This is a genomic window from Anoxybacteroides voinovskiense (assembly GCF_014196205.1).
In the GTDB taxonomy this organism is placed as follows: domain Bacteria; phylum Bacillota; class Bacilli; order Bacillales; family Anoxybacillaceae; genus Anoxybacteroides; species Anoxybacteroides voinovskiense.
Window position 1 is genome coordinate 33569 of record NZ_JACIDE010000013.1, and the last position, 15167, is coordinate 48735.

A 15167-nucleotide genomic window follows, 5' to 3' on the forward strand; every position below is an offset into this window, starting at 1 on the left:
TTTTTACATCCAAATGGAAATTGGTTTTAATGCTTCAAACGGATTTTTGCATTGTTTGCAATAAAAAATGCTGCGGCAGGCGGTCGGTCCGAAAATGTTTTCCATCAACGTATAAGACGATTGGCAATACGGGCATTCCACTTGCCATTCCCCGTTTGGACCGGTTTGTTTTGGGGGCGGAGCGATGCCGAATTGTTTTAATTTTTCCCGCCCTTGTTCGGTAATGCGATCCGATGTCCATGGGGGATGGTGAATAAATTCTACCGTTACCTGTTCGACTCCTTCTAAATCGCTCAACACTTGTTCGACACGTTGGCGAATAATGTCGAGCGCCGGACAACCGATGAACGTCGGCAACAACTTCACAATTGCTTCTCCGTCGACGAATTGGATATTTTCCACCATTCCAAGCTCCACGATGCTAATCGAATCAATTTCTGGGTCTTTAACAGCCGCGAGCGCAGCTGTAAGTTTTTCCACCATGCGCTCTCTTCCTTTCAAAAAGATTACCAGATGGCTAGAGGGTCCATGCGGTAAACTTCGGATAATGTCGCGAGCGCTTCGATTAAATCCGCTGTATGTTCGCCATTTCGCCCGTTGCCGCGCTTCATATGAAACTCGCTTGGCAACTCGAGGTTTGTTTGTTCAAACACTGGCTTCACCGCCTGCAGCCAGCGCGCTTTTAACACTTCTTCGCTATCGATTAAGCCGCATTCGACCATTTTTTCTCCCTTCTCGCCAAGTGAAAGCACGCCGGCGAAATCGTCGAACACTTTCTCCACTGCTTTTCTCATTCGTTCCCGCGCTTCGCCCCCAGCGTTGACTAACTGCACAAACCACGTTCTCCAATGCATCAGGTGATAATAAAGTTCCATATTCACTTTCACCGCTACTTGCGCGAGCGGTTCGTAGGAACAGTTTTTCAATGAATCGATACGCACTTTTTTCGCTTGCGTATAGAAGTAGTTTCTTACGACCGCAAACGCCCAGTCATATTGCGGTTCATATAAATAATGTCCCGGGCCATTTACTTCCTCTAATAAAATCGCGTTTCGTCTTTCATTGGCTCCGCGTCCGTGCGCAAGGTCGTCGGCACGCCCCATTCCGATGTCTTCTAGCAATTGATAATACATCGCCGCATGCCCCATCGTATCTTGCGTAATGGAGGAAAAAGCTACGTCCTCTTCAATATGAGGGGCAAGACCTAACCACTCCGAGCCGCGATAAGCAATGATGAAATCATCATCGGCAAGCTGAAATAACAATTCGACAAGCGCCTCTTTATATTCTGGAAGCTGGTGAAGCTCTTCTAGTTTTGTGACAATCATCGCTGAATCTCCCCCTTCCATGATAAAATTTCTTTTTCATCAAACATTTCTTGCTCATATTGCCGCCATTTCTTTTTTAAGTAGCCGTATCCTTTCGTTGTCCGATAGTCTTTGTTATCAAGCCGCTTTAATGCTCCTTTTTCTTCTTCTGTCATTTGGCGAATATCAGAGCGTTTCACGACCCATATATCGGAAACAGGCTCGCGCCGCATGAAATTTTCTTGCGCCATCACTAACGCAATTTCATGGTTAGGGGCAAGCAAGCTAAATTGATGTTGAAGCGGTGCGGTGTCGTTTTTGCGGCTGAACACTTCAAATACTTCATAAAATCCACTCATGACCATCCCCCCTTATACCGTTGCTTTGGAGCCGCTTAATGCTTCACGAACCCACGCGTTATGCCGATACGATAATTCGCGCAGGCGAAGCCGTTCTTTCGACTTCGGGCCGTTGTTGCGGATAATTTCTTTAAATTGATTCCAATCTGGCTGGCGATATATCCATTTTCCTTCTGTTTCGTCGTAATGCATCGTTTCATCTGGAAGCTGAAGCCCAATCGATAAGATGCGTGGCACATATTTTGTAAAGAAATCTTGGCGAAGCTGCTCATTCGTTTTTGTCCGGATGCGGTATTTAATCGTAATGTCTTGTTTCGACGTTCCAGTAGTGGAAGGGCTATCAGGACCGAAAAACATAAGCAACGCATCCCACCAACGGTTAAGCGCACCTTGCAACATTTCTTTTTGCTCTTTTGTTCCTTCCGCTAGCGCTAAAATAATCGATTCCCCGTGCTGGGCGTGGAATACTTCTTCCGCACAAATTCGCTTTAACGCGCGAGCGTACGGGCCGTAGGAAGCATCGAGCATGTTCGTTTGCGTAATGATCGCCGCTCCGTCGACTAGCCACCCAATTAAGCCAGCATCTCCCCACGTCGGCGCCGGCATGTGAAAGACGTTATGAAACTTTAAATTTCCGCTAAATAAATCTTGCATAATTTCTTCGCGCGTTTTGCCAAGCGGAGCCATTAAGTCTTCCGCGACGCGAAGAAGTAGTTGCCCATGTCCCATCTCATCTTGCACTTTTGCCATAATCCCTAGCTTTCTCCGCAACGTCGGGGCTTTTGGCACCCACTCTTTCTCTGGAAGCGCACCCATAATTTCACTAATGCCATGCATAGCGATAAGTTTAATGAGCGTCATTCGGTACTCGTCTGGCATCCAATCATCCGCCTCAATCTTTTCCCCCGCCTCGATTCTCTCCATAAACCGCTGATATTTGTCTTCTTCCGATAAACGTTCAAACGATGTAACAATCGCCATCTATATCCCCTCCTGTTTATAACGTTTATTTAACGTAATTATAAAATAACGTTATAAACATTTCAATTATGAAAATTGTAATAATTAATTATTTTTTTACTTTTTCTTTCCGATGGTCGACAATGCGCACCGCTTTTCCTTCGGAGCGCGGGAGCGATTTCGGTTCACAGACGTGAACATCAATCGAAATAAGGCAGTAGTTTTTCAGTACATGCTGAATGCGTTTTTTGAGTAATGCAACGCGTACGTCGTTCAAATCGCCGCTGATTTCTTGTGCGAACAATTCATTTATTTCGACTTGGAGTTCGACAGTGTCAAGCGTTCCTTTCCGGAATAGGTGAATTTGGTAATACGGGGCTAGTTCTGGAATCGTTAATAAATAATGCTCGATTTCTGACGGAAAAACATTTACCCCGCGAATAATGAGCATATCGTCGACACGCCCTTTGACGCGCGACATTCGTGTCGTCGTTCGGCCGCACTTGCAGCGCTCTTTTGCAATCGACGCAATATCACCTGTACGATAGCGAAGAATAGGGAACGCTTCTTTTGTTAAACTTGTAAATACTAACTCTCCTTCTTCCCCATCTGGTAGTGGCTCAAGCGTTTTCGGGTCGATGACTTCGACATAAAAATGGTCATCTGCGATATGCAGCCCATCTTGCGCCTCATGGCATTCCATCGCCACTCCTGGTCCGATGACTTCGCTTAATCCGTAAATATCACATGCCTTAATCGCAAACGTTTCTTCTAGCGTCTTCCGCATTTCTTCCGACCACGGCTCTGCGCCAAAAATTCCGTATTTCAACGACGTTTGCCGCGGGTCTTTCCCGAGCTCTTTCATTCGTTCTGCAATGTTAAGAATGTAAGAAGGGGTTCCACAAATGACATGTGGCTGAAAATCTTCGATAAGCATCACTTGTCGGTCGGTATTTCCTCCCGATACCGGTACGGTCACCATCCCAAGCCGTTCGCTGCCGTAATGAAGACCAAGCCCCCCGGTAAATAAGCCATACCCGTACGCATTATGCAGCACTTGCCCCCGCTCTCCCCCAGCGATTGCAATCGCCCGTGCGACAATGTCCGCCCAGTTTTCAATGTCGTTTTTCGTATACGCCACAACCGTCGGTTTTCCGCTCGTGCCGCTTGAAGCGTGGAGTCGCACCGTCTGCTGCAAATCGACCGCAAGTAACCCAAACGGGTAATGGTCACGCAAATCTTTTTTCGTCGTAAACGGGAGCTTCTGAATGTCTTCTAGCGACCGAATATGTTCTGGGGTCATTCGTCCAACTAATTTCTGGCGATAAAACGGCACGCGTTCATACACCCGCTGCACCGTTTGTTGCAGCCTCGCAAGCTGCAACTTCTCCAACTCTCGTCTTGACCATGTTTCCACTTCATGTAAAATCATTTTCCCATCCCCTTTGTCAAACGCTTTCATTTTTTTATCAAAAACAAACATTTATAACGTTTATAAAACGTTATAAATGTTTTACATTATATTTAAGTTAAAAATAGCGCTAATATTTTAAATTGTCAATCTATTTTCTTGGCGAATTTTATCGATATCCGCAAAAAGAAGCTAACAGCCTACCTGTTAGCTTCACTCTGTTGACAATCCATGTTCAAACGGTTTCTTGCGGTTTAGGCGCTAGCGGTTTTGGTTCGATGAGATTACCTGTTAAAATGTCTTGCACAGGGACAGCCTCGGTTTTCCAGCTGACTGGCGGTTCTGTGCCCCAAAATGTCGCACGCTGCGGGTCGTCTAAATGCCATTTCACCGGTTCCCAATCTGGGTCGTTCGTAAAATAGTCCCCAGTATACAGTTCAATGCGGTTTCCATCTGGGTCGCGCACATAGACGAAAAAGGCGTTAGACGTCCCATGCCGCCCTGGAGAGCGCTCGATATTGCGCGCATACCCCATCGCCGCTAAATGATCGCACGCATCTAAAATCGATTTGGCATCGTCCATCCAAAAACCGGTATGGTGATAGCGCGGTCCTGTTTCGCTAATAAGCGCCAAGTCGTGAACGCTCGGTTTTCGATGCATCCACGCCGCCCACATTTTCTCGTCTTCTCCATATCCTTTTACTGTATATTCGCTCGTCATAAAGCCTAAGTGGTCGCTATACCACCGATATACTTCCTCAATGTTTGTAATGAGGCAGTTCGCATGATCGATGCGCTTTATTTTTGTGTTTTTGTGCAAATGAAACTTTTGCAACATTCGCTCTGCTTTTTCCATCTCAAAGAAAAACTCGACAGGCAATCCGCCAGGGTCTTGAATGCGAAGTGCTCTCCCTTGCCCGCGTTCTTCTCCAGGCTGAATCCATTTTTTCTTCGTTCCTAGTTTCGTAAATAATCGCTCCAATTCATCGAGGTCTTCGTCGGCGCTCACCCGATAAGCAATATGGTTTAAACTAGCTTGCTCGCCTTTCGTCAACACTAAACAATGGTGGTTCGCATCTTCTAACGCTCGAAGGTAAAGGTGCGTATCATCGCGCGCTGTTTCGAATAACCCGAGTCCATGGACGTAGAAATCGTACGCCCGTTCTAAATCGGTCACCGTGACTTCTACATGGTGCAAGCGAACAATGTCAAACGGTCTTTTCACACAAATCCCCCCTCGTTAAGACAGTGTGACGGAAGTAATGCCGGCACGACGCTTCGCCCGCTCTAAAAACTCTTTGACTTGCTGCTTGTACGGTGCTTTATCGTAGTGATCATAAAACACGTTCGACATGCGAACTGGGTCACCGAAAAAGTAATATTCGTATAGTGCTTGACGGTTACCAAACGCACTAATGGCAATATCCCAAGCAAGGCGATAAAGCTGAACTCGTTCATACCCATCAATATTTGCCCCTTGCATATAGCGATGCATGAGCGGACCAATCTCTGCATCTTCAAAATCTTTATGGGTTGGAATGGCCATCAAGCCAGAAGCGCCTAAAATTCGAATGATTTCAACCATCCGCTGATATACTTTCGGATACCAGTTTCGAGCAGCATCCAGCGGCAAAAAGTCTGGCGTCATGTTTCCATAGCGATCTATTTTGGCATCTTGTTCTGCGCGATATAAATGGGAACGCATCGTTTCAAGAATAATCATCACTTCTGCTGCTTTTTCTTTAACGTGCTGGAACTGCTCAATTCCAACCGCTTCAATCATGCTTAAAATAACCCCAAGCACAAATTCGGTTTTGGCGATGTTTTTCGCGACAACTTGATGCGACATATGAATAACTGCATTCGTTTCTCGGTACGTCCGGTTGCATAAATCCGCGTTATGCACGATAAAGACGCGCTCCCACGGGATGAAGGCGTTTTCAAAAATGACGATGGCGTCACTTTCGTCAAATTGTGCTCCCATCGGGTGATCCCATTGATTTTTCCCGTAATCAAACGATTCCCGGCAAACGAATTTAACGCCATGGGTATTATTCGCAAAAGCAAATGCCATGCAATATGGATCATCGTTATTAGTCGCCTTGTTTAAGGTAGACGGATAGACGATGCATTCGTCCGTAATTCCGCCTAATGTGGCGAGCAGACGGCAACCAGAAACGTAGATACCATCAGCATCTTTTTTCACAATTCTTGCAGATACGTGTGGGTCATTTTGTTCGTGTTGCGCTTTGGCACGATTAACTTGAGGATGGATTAGTGTATGTGTGAGTGCTAAGTCATTTTCGCGGACGTATTCGTAATATTTCACGATATTTTCGCCAAAGTCAATGCCGTCACGATTGCCTTGGCGGAAAAATTCAGCGGCAGACGCAAACGCCATGATACTTGTATTAATGTAGTCAGGCGAACGCCCCATCATTCCGCCGGAATACCGAGCCCATTCGGTAAACATTTCTCTTCGGGCGATTAAGTCTTCTTTCGTTTTTGGCGCGATAAACGAAAGCCCCACTAAGTCCCCGGTTGTCGGTGAAGTGTACAGCATTTTGTCGCGCTTTTCGTACTGCAAATCGTACAAATCGGCAACCGAACGCGCAACGTTTTTAAATGCTGGATGCTCTGTCGGATCTTCGACGCGTTGCCCGTCGATATAAATACGATTTTTCGCCTCTTTCAACGCTTTTAAATATTGCTCCCCTGTTCTTGCTGGCATAAACAACTCCCCCTTTTTTTAGTTTAGAAATAATCATCTTACTAGCGCTCGATATACTTCTTCGTCTAGTTTTTTCGCTTTGTCCACATTATACGTTTTTTCGTATGCAGGTTCTGTCGTAATTTGCGATCCCCAGAACATACTGTCAAAAACAGCTTCGACCGTCGCCTCGATTTTCGCTAGTTTCAGCGAAACGCCGCTCATCGCGTCTTCTACAATAACAGCAGTCGCATGAATGGAGTACACCGTGCCAAGTCCAATCACCGTAAAGACAACGTGCGGATTGGCACGAATGTTCGACACAATTCGCGAATTCGTCGAAACCGCGAAACGAATCGTTGTTTCATTGACGCTTTTCACCCACGAAATTGCCGCTACATTCGGAATGTTCCGTTCTGCTTCCATCGTTGTCAGCAACACTAATTTTTCCCCTGATAAAAATGCCATTAAGTCATGCGAAAGCGTGGACACTTTTTCTGCCGCTCCCATCTTTTTTCCCCCTCAACTAATACTTTCACGCACTAAGTTGCTCTGTTTTTTTCCAAAATATGCTGCTTGCACCGTTTCATTATTCATTAGCTCTTGCGCAGTTCCGGAAATAGAAATTTGTCCATGGCTAAGAACGCAGGCGCGATCGGCTACTTTTAAAGCCGCTTTTACGTTTTGTTCGACTAAAATAATTGTTGTTTCGAGTTCATCGCACATTTTCCGCAAAATGGTCATAATATCTTTCACAATCAGTGGTGCTAGGCCAAGAGAAGGTTCATCAAGCATGATTAATTTCGGTTTTGCCATCAATCCACGTGCAATTGCCAGCATTTGTTGCTCTCCTCCGGAAAGCAGTCCACCAGGCCGGTCTAACATTTGTTTTAAGCGCGGAAACAATTCAAGCACTTGTTCGACATCGCGAGGAATTTCTTTTTTGTCGCGGCGGTAGCGATGATACGCTCCTAAGAGCAAGTTGTCTTTCACCGACAGCGAATCAAAAATTTGCCGACGTTCCGGTACTAAACAAATCCCTTTTTTTACAAGCGTCTGCATTGTTGCAGGGGTGATGTCTTCTCCTTCCAGCTCTATCGTTCCTTCTGCTGCCTTATAAACACCTGCGAGCGTACCGAGAAGCGTGCTTTTGCCTGCCCCGTTTGCTCCGACAATTGCCAACAACTCGCCTTTCTGAATCTGAAACGAAATGCCTTTTACTACATGCAAATAGCCGTGATACACATGCAAGTTGTTTACCGCTAGCACACCGTCTCCTCCTCCCCTAAATACGCCGCTACCACCGCTTTATTCCGATAAATTTCTTCTGGTGTTCCTTCGCCGATTTTCACACCATTGTCAAGGACAACGATGTGGTCGGAAATCGCCATGACCGTTTCCATATCGTGCTCAACAAATACAAACGTCAGCCCTTCTTTACGCAGCTGCAAAATCACTTCTACTAGCCATCGCGACTCCTCATCATTCAGCCCTGCCATCGGTTCATCCAATAAAATGAGCGCAGGCTCTGCGGCGATTGCTCTAGCAATTTCTAGCAGCCGCTGATTTCCATACGGCAACGTTTCCGCCCGCTCATAAGCAAGATGAGCAATACCGACCTTTTCTAAACAACGCATCGCCTTCTCTTCTACCGCTTTTTCTTCTTTTTTCACTGATGGCACGCGAAGCCCTGCCTGCAAAAAACTAGTTTTCATATTCCTGTGTGCTCCAGTCATGACATTTTCGATGACAGACATGTTCGTAAATACTTCTAAGTTTTGAAACGTCCGTGTCATTCCTAGCTGGGCAATTTGATACGGTTTTTTTCCGGTAATGTCTGTTCCGTTAAATCGAACCGTTCCTGATGACGGCGCAAGAATGCCGGTAACGATATTAAACAGCGTCGTTTTTCCCGCACCGTTCGGTCCAATCACCGCCAAAATCTCCCCTTTGTTTACGTCGAACGAAACATCGTTGACCGCTACCACGCCGCCAAACTGCTTCGTTATATGTTCCACCGTTAAAAGAACTTGCCCGTTCCGTTTCAACGCCCACCGCCCCCTTTAGCGGCTGGAGATAACGTGGTGCTTGTTCTCCACTTCCCCGTTATTTTTTTCCACGCAGCTGTTAATCCGTTTGGCATATAAATAAGCATTACGACGAGCAATACGCCGAAGAAGACGATTTCAAATTCTCCTCCAGCATTCGAAAAGACAAGCGGCACAACTTCTTTTAGTAGCTCGGACAATAAAACAAACACACTAGAACCGATGACCGCTCCCCAAATACTCGATGCTCCGCCGGTGATTACCATAATTAAAAAGTAGATCGAGAGCATTGCATCAAATGCTTGCGGATTAATAAACGTCACATAGTGAGCGTACAAACTTCCAGCGATAGACGCGCAAATGGCGCTATACACAAACACTTGCAATTTGTATCTCATAATATCGATTCCTACGGCGTCAGAAGCGGCTTCACTTCCCTCAATCGAGCGCAACGCTCTCCCTACTCGCGAATGAATGATATTTTGTGAGAATAGAAGCGAGAGAAGAACAACGGTCCAAATTAAGTAATAAAAGCGAGCGTCGTTACTAAATTCCCATGCGAACAGCTTGATAGACGGAATACCAAAGAATCCGTTCATCCCTCCAGTAATCGACGTAAACTCTTTAAAACACGTGTATACAATTACTCCAAAGCCGAGTGTAGCAAGTGCTAAGTAGTGCCCTTTCAACTTGAACGTTGGAATGCCAACAATAAAAGCAATGAAAGCAGAAATGACAGCACCAGCAATGATGCTAAGCCACGGTGACCATCCATGCGTTGCAGATAAATAAGCAGTCGTATAAGCGCCGATTCCATAAAAGGCAGCATGCCCTAATGAAATTTGCCCCGCATATCCCATCAACATCGTCAACCCGTTGCAAACGAGCGAGTAAAACCCGATCATAATGAGAATGCTAAGCAAGTAGTTCGAATGGACAATGAGTGGAAAAAGCAAAATACCGAGCGCAAATAGCCATGTACCTAGACGACGTTCGTGCATGACACCCTCCCTTATACACGCTTCCCTGTTGCTTTTGCAAACAGGCCGTTTGGTTTTACAAATAACATCATCAACAGTAACGCAAAGCTGATGGCATCCTTTAATCCAGCCGACCAAAACCCTTCGGCAAACGACTCGAGAATGCCGAGCAAAAATGCCCCGACAACTGCAGCAGGAGCATTTGTCAATCCCCCGATGACCGCGGCAACAAACGCTTTCATGCCAAGCATCATTCCCATGTTATAGGAAGCGCCAGAAATGGGCGCAATCACAATTCCTGCCAATGCACCGAGCCCTGCGCTAATGGAAATCGCGATGAGTGACATTTTTTCGGGATGAATTCCCATAAGCCGCGCCGCAAATTTATTGACAACACATGCGCTAACCGCTTTTCCAATATACGTTTTGTTAAAAAAGTATCCCATCGAAAATACACCGACAAGGGAAATCGCAATCGCCCATAAATTTTGCGGCAATAACACTGCTTGAAATATCGTAATCGGGTCGTTCGCAGTGAACGGTCTTAACGATTTTGGCTGCGTGCCCCATATAAAAATGGCCAAGCCGCGGAAAACAAACGAAACGCCGATCGTAATAATGATTAATGTCGCCCCCGAAGAATGACGCGCCGGATAAATGGCTGTTTTTTCAAACAACGCTCCGATGAGAACAACGATGGCAATGGCTAGGGAGATGGCTGCCCATAGCGGCAGCCCTGCTCCCGATAAAGAAATCGCCGTAAGCGCTCCAAGCATCGCAAATTCTCCTTGGGCAAAGTTAAGTACGCCTGTTACGTTATACGTCACGACAAAGCCGATCGCAATTAATGCATAAATACTACCAATCGTCAAACCAGAAAAGAACAGTTGAATAAACTGGCTAAACACCTCCATGTAATCGCCTCCACTACATCATTCGGTAATCTTCCATTGCCCGTTTTGAATCTCAATCATTACTAAACTATCGGTATTTAGCCCGTTATGGTCGTTCTCGCTCATTTTGAATATTCCGGTGACCCCCACAAACTCTTTCATATTTTCCAAAAAGGTTTTAATTGCCTTTGGATCGGTACCTTTTGCCTCTATCGCTTTTGTAAGCATCATAAATCCGTCATACGCATGACCACCAAATGTACTAGCAGGGTAGCCAAATTTCTCTTCAAACGCTTTTTTATAGGTTGTAATGACTTCTTTTTGTGCATCGTTCGCTGGAATTTGCTCGATTACCGGTAGCTTTCCAGCAGGGAAATAGACGCCGTTTGCCGCATCGCCTGCTAATTCAATAAACTGCTTGGAGCCAAGACCGTTGCTCCCTAAAATCGGAACATTCATTCCTAGTTCCCGAATGTTTTTCACGACAACCGACGTTTCTTGCACCGTTCCCCAGACGATAATCGCGTCTGGATTTTCTTTTTTCACGCGCGTCAACATTGCCTTCGCATCGTTCACTGTCGCTTCAAATTCATCTTCTATGACAACGTTCAAATCATAATTTTTCACGAGCCGCTGAAACTCGGCATGCCCGCTCGTTCCATAGCTTGTCGCTACGTTAAGCCAAGCGATCTTTTTCCATCCTTTTTTCGTCAAAAAGTCGAGTACTTTTGGCATGACAACGTCATCGCCTTGAGCCACTTTAAACACCCAATCACGTTTTGCGCCATCGTCAGGTGCGTTAATTTGTTTGCTTGATGCAGCGGAAATAAACGGAATTTGTGCTTTCATGGCAATTGGTAACATCGCCAGCGAGTTTCCGCTTGTCGTTCCACCAATCACTGCAACCACTTTTTCTTGCTCGATTACTTTTTTCATCGCTAATACGGCTTGGTTTTGATCTGACTTGCTGTCGATGGCAATAAGTTTAATTTTCTTCCCGTTAATTCCACCTTTTTCGTTGATTTGATCTGCTAGCATTTGAACCGTGTCCATTTCCCCTTTTCCTAACGGAGCAGCAACTCCGGAGGTGTCAAAAATAGCCCCGATTTTAATTTCTCCGCCTCCGCCAGCTTCCTCTTTCTTTCCGCTCGTTTCTTGGCTGCTAGTACATGCTGCTAATAAGAAAACAAGCAAGCATGTTACAAAAATAGAAACCCATTTTTTCATCGTTCATCCCCCTTTTATTTTGTAAGCACTTTCATTTCTTTTTATAGAAAATAATATTTATTTCCCGAACTGAGGAATATGGTGATTGCCAATGGCAACATGGATGACTTTCGGCTCGGTGTAAAATTCGAATGCATAATGACCACCTTCTCGGCCAATTCCGCTATATTTCATTCCGCCGAACGGAATGCGTAAATCGCGGACATTTTGCGCATTAATCCAAATCATGCCCGACTCTATCGCTTGGGCAACACGGTGTGCCCGTTTAATGTCGTTCGTCCAAACGTAACCCGCCAACCCATATTTGACGTCATTGGCCATTTGAATAACGTCTTCTTCTGTTTCAAATTCAATGACTGCCATGACAGGTCCGAAAATTTCTTCTTGGCACACCCGCATCTCGTTTTTCGCGTTTAACAATAACGTCGGGGCAACGAAATTGCCATGTTGGAATGATTCTGGCACTTGTCCGCTATACACCGTGCACCCTTCTTGTTGCGCAAGCGTGATATATTCCGTCACCTTTTTCCAATGGTCTTTATGAATTAAAGGTCCTACTTGTGTTTTGGCGTCTAGCGGATCGCCGATGCGAATATTGGCCACTCGCTCTTTTAATGCCGCAACAAACCGCTCTTTCAATGACGTGTGCACAAAGACGCGCGAGTTAGCTGTGCATCGCTCCCCGTTAAAGGAAAAGATGCCCCATACCGCCGCATCAAGTGCGCGTTCAAAATCGGCGTCTTCAAAGACGATGAGCGGCGATTTTCCGCCTAATTCCATTGATACGCGTTTCATCGTATCGGCGGCGTTTTTTATAATCAGTGAGCCTGTTACGGTTTCTCCTGTGAAAGAAATAGCAGCGACATCTGGGTGGGCAACAAGCGCGGCTCCTGCTGTCTCACCAAATCCGTGAACAACATTAAACACACCTTTTGGTAGTTGCGCTTCTGCGATGATTTGTGCGAGTTTGTTGGCCGTGAGTGGAGATAGTTCGGCAGGTTTTAGGACGACTGTATTTCCAGTAGCAAGTGCAGGAGCGACTTTCCACGTTTCGAGCATAAACGGTGCATTCCAAGGAGTGATGAGCCCAACTACCCCTAAAGGTTGGTAAACAGTGTAGTTAAGGAATTCGTCATCTTGTTGGTACGCTTCCCCTACTAAACGGGAACGGACCATTGCTGCGTAAAACCGGAAATTTTCTGCCGACCGAGCAATCATTTTTCGCGTCTGGCTAATCGGCAATCCGGTGTCAAGCGATTCTAAATAGGCGATTTCTTCGACATGTTTATCGATCAATTCCGCAATCCGTTGGATATATCGGAGCCGTTCGGATGTTTTCATCGTTCGCCATGGACCGTTGCGGAACGCTTCTTTCGCGGCTGAAACGGCAAGATGGATGTCTTCGTTATCGCCTGCCGCCACACGGTTGATTATTTCATTCGTGAACGGATTAAAATTTTCAAACGTGTCACCGGAAACACTGTCGACAAATTCCCCGTTGATATATAACTTCGTATCTTCAATCTTGTTGCACAGCATATGATTCACCTCGATTATCGACGGTGCGTCCGTCTAATACGTAGTTTTCTAACGCTCCTAATCCATCGATTTCTAAACGGACAACATCCCCTGGGTAAATATGCGACAACCCTTTCGGCGTTCCTGTTAAAATGACATCGTTTGGTTCAAGCGTCATGAAGGAACTAATAAACGCAATCAGTTCCGGGATGGAATAGATCAAATCTTTCGTATTTCCGCGCTGGCGAAGCTCGCCATTGACGTATGTGCGCAATTCTAAATCACTGACATCGTTAATATCTTCTTTGTCCACAAAAAACGGACCCATTGGACCGAACGTGTCATGCCCTTTTGCGCGGACTGGTGGCCGGTAAAAGTTGTTGACAAAATCACGAACGGTAACATCATTCGCAATCGTATATCCGCTTACATAGTCAAAGGCATCTTTTTCTTTCACATTGCGCGCGGTCTTTCCAATGACGACGGCTAATTCGTTTTCGTAATGCATATATGTAGCTCCGTTCGGATAGTAAATCGGTGCTAGATGGCCGATGAGTGAAGAGTTTGGCTTAATAAATAGTACCGGTTCGGTCGGTTTCTCTAGCCCTAGCTCCTCGGCATGGTCGGCGAAATTTAATGCAAGACCGATCATTTTGTTCGGTTGAATAGGCGGAAGCCATACTTGAATATCATGAAAAGCATATTGCTTGCCGCCTGCTGCGGTAATATGCGTCCCTTCTTTGTTTAGTATGCCTGTTTGCTCCCTTCCTTCGGCAATAAAACGTGCATGTTTCATCTCTCCCCGCTCCCCGCTTTCGATAATAGTCCATATCCTTCTAATACTTCGCGAATTTCTTGTTGTAGTTCTGGTGACGGCAAATCCATCGGTAGACGTAATTTTGGGTAAATTTTTCCCATCATTCCTAGTGCCGCTTTTAATGGCGCTGGGTTTGTATCTTTAAATAGCACGTCGTTTAGCGGCATTAGTTCGTAATGCAAATCTTGTGCGCGCTTCACATCGCCTGCTATCCATGCGTTATACACTTCTGCTACTTTTTCCGGTGCAACGTTAGCAGTAGCGCTAATATAGCCCGCTCCACCAATCGCAAGCATCGGGTAACATAATAACTCAATACCTGAGAACAAAAGGAAGTCCCGACCGCAAGCAAGTAACACGCGATTGACGTGCTCAAAATCTTTATTCGATTCTTTCACGCCGATAATGTTTGGACAGTCTTCTTTGAGGCGGGCGAGCGTCTTTACTTCTAAATTCACCGCTGTTCTTCCTGGGATATTGTAGACGATAATCGGAATATCGACAGCGTCAGCGACTGTTTTAAAATGTTTGTAAAGCGCGTGTTGGGACGGACGATTATAGTATGGGACGATGACCATTGCAGCATCTGCTCCCATCTCTTGGGCAAGTTTCGTCAAATGCAACGTTTCCGCATGGTTCGTTGAACCTGTGCCAGGCACAACTGGAACGCGCCCTTTTGCCGCTTTGATAGCGGTTTCCATCACTTTTTCCCGCTCTTGCAACGTAAGCGAGCTTGGTTCCCCTGTTGTTCCTGTCACGGAAATGCCGTGACTCCCGCTTTCCATGTGCCAGTCGATTAATTGTTCTAGCGTTTTGTAGTCCACTTCGTCATTTTCTAAAAACGGGGTGACAATTGGTGCGATGGAACCGCGCAAACGTTCTTTTGCTTCAGCAATCGACATCAAAATAATTCACTCCTTTTTAAATATTTGAAATT

General features: G+C 45.7%; 16 protein-coding genes. All 16 read right to left on the reverse strand.

The window, feature by feature from the left end:
- Positions 1-3: 3 nt before the first annotated feature.
- The 16 genes from paaD to hpaI all read right to left on the reverse strand — a co-directional run bounded on the left by paaD (position 4) and on the right by hpaI (position 15132).
- The gene (gene paaD, locus GGR02_RS10055) at positions 4-483 is read right to left on the reverse strand and encodes a 1,2-phenylacetyl-CoA epoxidase subunit PaaD (RefSeq protein WP_183184598.1); all 480 of its coding nucleotides are present in this window, start codon (positions 481-483) and stop codon (positions 4-6) included.
- Positions 484-506: 23 nt separating this feature from the next.
- Positions 507-1349 (reverse strand): 1,2-phenylacetyl-CoA epoxidase subunit PaaC, encoded by an 843-nt coding sequence (gene paaC, locus GGR02_RS10060; protein WP_183184599.1) that lies wholly within the window; start codon positions 1347-1349, stop codon positions 507-509.
- A complete protein-coding gene (gene paaB / locus GGR02_RS10065; RefSeq protein ID WP_183184600.1) occupies positions 1325-1666 on the reverse strand; it encodes a 1,2-phenylacetyl-CoA epoxidase subunit PaaB in 342 nt (113 codons plus the stop codon). The genes paaC and paaB overlap by 25 nt, the downstream gene beginning before the upstream one ends.
- Positions 1667-1678: 12 nt before the next feature.
- A complete protein-coding gene (paaA, locus tag GGR02_RS10070) occupies positions 1679-2647 on the reverse strand; it encodes a 1,2-phenylacetyl-CoA epoxidase subunit PaaA (protein ID WP_183184601.1) in 969 nt (322 codons plus the stop codon).
- 88 nt (positions 2648-2735) lie between these two features.
- Positions 2736-4058 carry a phenylacetate--CoA ligase PaaK gene (gene paaK / locus GGR02_RS10075; RefSeq protein ID WP_183184602.1) on the reverse strand — a complete coding sequence of 441 codons (1323 nt, stop codon included), beginning with the start codon at positions 4056-4058 and terminating at the stop codon, positions 2736-2738.
- A 214-nt stretch (positions 4059-4272) separates the two neighbouring features.
- Entirely contained in the window at positions 4273-5262 is a 990-nt protein-coding gene (hpaD, locus tag GGR02_RS10080) for a 3,4-dihydroxyphenylacetate 2,3-dioxygenase (protein ID WP_183184603.1), read from the reverse strand.
- A 15-nt stretch (positions 5263-5277) separates the two neighbouring features.
- Positions 5278-6768, reverse strand: coding sequence for a 4-hydroxyphenylacetate 3-monooxygenase, oxygenase component (hpaB, locus tag GGR02_RS10085; RefSeq protein ID WP_183184604.1), 1491 nt, complete (start codon positions 6766-6768; stop codon positions 5278-5280).
- Positions 6769-6801: 33 nt separating this feature from the next.
- Positions 6802-7257, reverse strand: coding sequence for a pyridoxamine 5'-phosphate oxidase family protein (locus GGR02_RS10090; RefSeq protein WP_183184605.1), 456 nt, complete (start codon positions 7255-7257; stop codon positions 6802-6804).
- 12 nt (positions 7258-7269) lie between these two features.
- On the reverse strand, positions 7270-8016 hold the full coding sequence (locus GGR02_RS10095) for an ABC transporter ATP-binding protein (protein WP_183184606.1): 747 nt from the start codon (positions 8014-8016) through the stop codon (positions 7270-7272).
- The gene (locus GGR02_RS10100; protein ID WP_183184607.1) at positions 8010-8795 is read right to left on the reverse strand and encodes an ABC transporter ATP-binding protein; all 786 of its coding nucleotides are present in this window, start codon (positions 8793-8795) and stop codon (positions 8010-8012) included. The genes GGR02_RS10095 and GGR02_RS10100 overlap by 7 nt, the downstream gene beginning before the upstream one ends.
- Positions 8792-9796 carry a branched-chain amino acid ABC transporter permease gene (locus GGR02_RS10105; RefSeq protein WP_183184608.1) on the reverse strand — a complete coding sequence of 335 codons (1005 nt, stop codon included), beginning with the start codon at positions 9794-9796 and terminating at the stop codon, positions 8792-8794. The genes GGR02_RS10100 and GGR02_RS10105 overlap by 4 nt, the downstream gene beginning before the upstream one ends.
- Positions 9797-9807: 11 nt before the next feature.
- Entirely contained in the window at positions 9808-10689 is an 882-nt protein-coding gene (locus tag GGR02_RS10110; RefSeq protein WP_183184609.1) for a branched-chain amino acid ABC transporter permease, read from the reverse strand.
- Positions 10690-10707: 18 nt separating this feature from the next.
- Positions 10708-11895: an ABC transporter substrate-binding protein gene (locus tag GGR02_RS10115; RefSeq protein ID WP_183184610.1), complete on the reverse strand. Its 1188-nt coding sequence runs from the start codon at positions 11893-11895 to the stop codon at positions 10708-10710.
- A 57-nt stretch (positions 11896-11952) separates the two neighbouring features.
- Positions 11953-13434: a 5-carboxymethyl-2-hydroxymuconate semialdehyde dehydrogenase gene (gene hpaE, locus GGR02_RS10120; RefSeq protein ID WP_183184611.1), complete on the reverse strand. Its 1482-nt coding sequence runs from the start codon at positions 13432-13434 to the stop codon at positions 11953-11955.
- On the reverse strand, positions 13415-14209 hold the full coding sequence (locus tag GGR02_RS10125) for a fumarylacetoacetate hydrolase family protein (RefSeq protein WP_183184612.1): 795 nt from the start codon (positions 14207-14209) through the stop codon (positions 13415-13417). The genes hpaE and GGR02_RS10125 overlap by 20 nt, the downstream gene beginning before the upstream one ends.
- Positions 14206-15132: a 2,4-dihydroxyhept-2-ene-1,7-dioic acid aldolase gene (gene hpaI / locus GGR02_RS10130; RefSeq protein ID WP_183184613.1), complete on the reverse strand. Its 927-nt coding sequence runs from the start codon at positions 15130-15132 to the stop codon at positions 14206-14208. Before hpaI ends, GGR02_RS10125 begins: the two co-directional genes overlap by 4 nt.
- Positions 15133-15167: the final 35 nt, after the last annotated feature.